Origin of the sequence: Streptomyces sp. NPDC005811, from assembly GCF_040630405.1 — a bacterium.
In the GTDB taxonomy this organism is placed as follows: Bacteria; Actinomycetota; Actinomycetes; order Streptomycetales; family Streptomycetaceae; genus Streptomyces.
Genome location: NZ_JBEXXK010000131.1, coordinates 1 through 3,114, shown reverse-complemented (window position 1 = coordinate 3,114; position 3,114 = coordinate 1). Strand labels below are relative to the sequence as shown.

Annotated in this window: 2 protein-coding genes and 2 pseudogenes; 2 read left to right on the top strand and 2 right to left on the bottom strand. The window is 68.2% G+C overall.

Annotation, left to right across the window (positions count from 1 at the left end; genetic code table 11):
- Positions 1 to 207 (bottom strand): annotated as a pseudogene (locus ABZ490_RS52050) (IS5/IS1182 family transposase); the annotation flags it as partial.
- 152 nt (positions 208 to 359) lie between these two features.
- Entirely contained in the window at positions 360 to 1,232 is an 873-nt protein-coding gene (purU, locus tag ABZ490_RS52045; protein ID WP_359008078.1) for a formyltetrahydrofolate deformylase, read from the bottom strand.
- A 231-nt stretch (positions 1,233 to 1,463) separates the two neighbouring features.
- Between purU and ABZ490_RS52040 the strand changes: the two genes are divergently transcribed.
- A complete protein-coding gene (locus ABZ490_RS52040; RefSeq protein WP_359008075.1) occupies positions 1,464 to 2,933 on the top strand; it encodes an aldehyde dehydrogenase family protein in 1,470 nt (489 codons plus the stop codon).
- Between the two features lie 20 nt (positions 2,934 to 2,953).
- Positions 2,954 to 3,114 (top strand): annotated as a pseudogene (locus tag ABZ490_RS52035) (glycine/betaine ABC transporter ATP-binding protein); the annotation flags it as partial.

Genomic DNA, 3,114 nt, shown 5'->3' with positions numbered 1-3,114 from the left:
CTGCAGCACCAGGACCATGGCCAGACGGCCGGGCGAGGCCGCGGGCCGTCCCCGGTGCGAGAACAGCCCGGCGAACTCCGCATCGCTGAACACCGAGCCCAGCACATCCCGCACCCGAAGCGCCAAACACCCCTTGGGGAAGGCAGCGCGGGCCACCCGCGCCGTCTCCTCAGGCACCTCTCCCAACGCCCCCGGACGCAACGACACCTTCAGCCCCCTCACACGCAACATCGGTCTCTACCACCAACCCGGTGGCACAGACCGATGTCACGCACGCAGGGGCATTCACCAACAGTGTCCGGAATGCCGGCCCCGCCCCTCCCCGTCGTCCGACTTCGGAGGACGACTCCGCGGACGACTCAGCGGAAGACGACCGTACGGTTGCCGTCCACCATCACCCGGCTCTCGCTGTGCCACTTCACGGCGTGCGCCAGGACCTGCGCCTCGACGTCCCGGCCGACCGTGACGAGCTCACCGGGGTCGAGGGAGTGGTCGACGCGGACCACGTCCTGCTCGATGATCTGGCCCTCGTCGAGGTCCGAGGTGACGTAGTGCGCGGTCGCGCCGACCAGCTTCACTCCCCGGTCGTAGGCCTGGTCGTACGGCTTCGCTCCCTTGAAGCTGGGGAGGAAGGAGTGGTGGATGTTGATGGCGCGGCCCTCGAGCCGCTTGCACAGGTCGTCCGAGAGGATCTGCATGTAGCGGGCGAGCACGACGAGATCGACGTCCAGCTCGCGTACCAGCTCCAGCAGCCGGGCCTCCGCCTCGGGCTTGGTGTCCTTCGTCACAGGCACGTGATGGAAGGGGATCCCATAGGTGTCCGCCAGGCCTTCGAATTCCCGGTGATTGGAGACGATCGCCGGGATTTCTATGTTGAGGGAACCCGTGCGCCGACGGAACAGCAGATCGTTCAGGCAGTGCCCGAACTTGGACACCATGATGAGCGTCCTCGTCGGGGTCGACGCGTCCCGCAGGGTCCAGGAGATCCGATAGGCGTCCGCCACCGGACCGAATCGGTAACGCAGATTTTTCAGATCGGCACTCGGGTCCGAGACGTCGAAGTGGACCCTCATGAAGAAGCGGCCCTGGAGGCGGTCGTCGAACTGCTGGCTCTCCAGGATGTTCCCGGAGTTCCGGACGAGGAAGCCGCTCACGGCGTGGACCAGCCCCGCGCTGTCGGGGCAGGAAAGGGTGAGTACGTACTCACGGCCGGGTTGAGGTCGGGGGGACATGGGCCTCCTCCGTCGGTGCGTAATGCACAACTCTGTGAGCGATACGCAACATAGTTGGCCGGGATGGGGTCCACGGTCAAGGTCTGCGGTCAAGGGAGAAGGGTCGAAAGGCCCCGTGCGAAATCGTCATCCGCCAACCTCTTGACGGATGTCCGTACATTGGCCAGGGTGTTCCACCACAAGCAATTGAATGCACGATGCGCAACGCATTTCAGCTGAAGGGCTTGGCGCGTGGCAGACCTGTATGTGGACGGTGAATGGCGGGAGCCGGTGGCCGGAGGCCGCCGTGACATCCGATGTCCCGCCGACGGAACGCTCTCCGCGACCGTATCGGAAGGGACGCGTCCCGACACCGAGGCGGCGATCACCGCGGCCCGTCGGGCCTTCGACGAGGGCCCCTGGCCGCAGACCCCCGAGCGGGAGCGCGGTGCCCTGCTGCTGCGCACCGCCGATCTCATCGAGCGCGACGCCAAGCTCTTCGCCCGCGCCGAGTCCCTCGACACCGGAAAGCGCCTGGTGGAGAGCGAGTACGACATCGCCGACGTCGTCTCCTGCTTCCGATACTACGGGGGCCTCGGCGGAACCGACGCGGGCCGTGTGATCGACACCGGCCGCGACGACGCCGTGAGCCGCGTGGTCTACGAACCCGTCGGCGTCTGCGGGCTGATCACCCCATGGAACTATCCCCTCCTCCAGGCCTCCTGGAAGGTGGCGCCCGCCCTGCTGGCCGGCAACACCTTCGTGCTGAAGCCCAGCGAGCTGACCCCTTCCACCTCCATCCTGCTGCTGAAGGCGCTGGAGGAGGCCGGACTCCCGGCCGGTGTCGGCAACCTCGTCCTCGGCAGCGGCCCTGAGGCGGGCGCCCCGCTCTCCGAGCACCCGGGCGTCGACCTGGTCTCCTTCACCGGCGGCCTGGAGACCGGCAAGCGGATCATGGCCACCTCCGCGGCGACCGTGAAGAAGGTGGCGCTGGAGCTCGGCGGCAAGAACCCCAACGTGATCTTCGCCGACGCCGACTTCGAGACGGCCGTCGACTTCGCCCTCACCGCTGTCTTCCTGCACTCGGGCCAGGTCTGCTCGGCCGGCGCCCGCCTGATCGTCGAGGACTCCCTGCACGACCGGCTCGTCGACGAGATCGTGCGCAGGGCCCGCCAGATCCGGCTCGGCGGCCCCTTCGACCCCGAGGCCGAGACCGGCGCGCTGATCTCCGCCCAGCACCTGGCCAAGGTCGAGGCGTACGTCGCGGCCGGCATCGCCGAGGGCGCCGTCCTGCGCTGCGGCGGCGAGCGCCCCACCGACCCCGCCCTCGCGGACGGCCACTACTACCCGCCGACCGTCCTCGACGAGTGCCGGCAGGACATGCGCGTGGTCCACGAGGAGTCCTTCGGACCCGTGCTGACCGTGGAGCGCTTCACCGACGAGGACGACGCCGTACGGATCGCCAACGACACCGAGTACGGCCTCGCCGGCGCCGTCTGGACACAGGACGCCGGCAAGGCCCAGCGGGTCGCCCGGCGACTGCGTCACGGCACGGTGTGGATCAATGACTACCACCCCTATGTGCCGCAAGCGGAATGGGGTGGTTTCGGACACTCGGGCGTGGGCCGCGAGCTGGGACCGACCGGCCTGAACGAGTACCGAGAGCCCAAGCACATCTGGCAGAACATCCAACCCCGGCCGCAGCACTGGTTCCGCGGCTGAACGCCGAAAAGAGGGCGATCGTGACCCCCACGCAGACCGAGGTATCCCAGCGGAGCGGCACACCTCAGGATGCCGACGGCGCTCCCGTCATCTCCGTGCGCAATCTGTGGAAGGTGTTCGGGCCGAAGGCCGAGCGGGTGCCGGGTGATGCGGAGCTGTGCGGCCTGACCCGGCGTGAGCT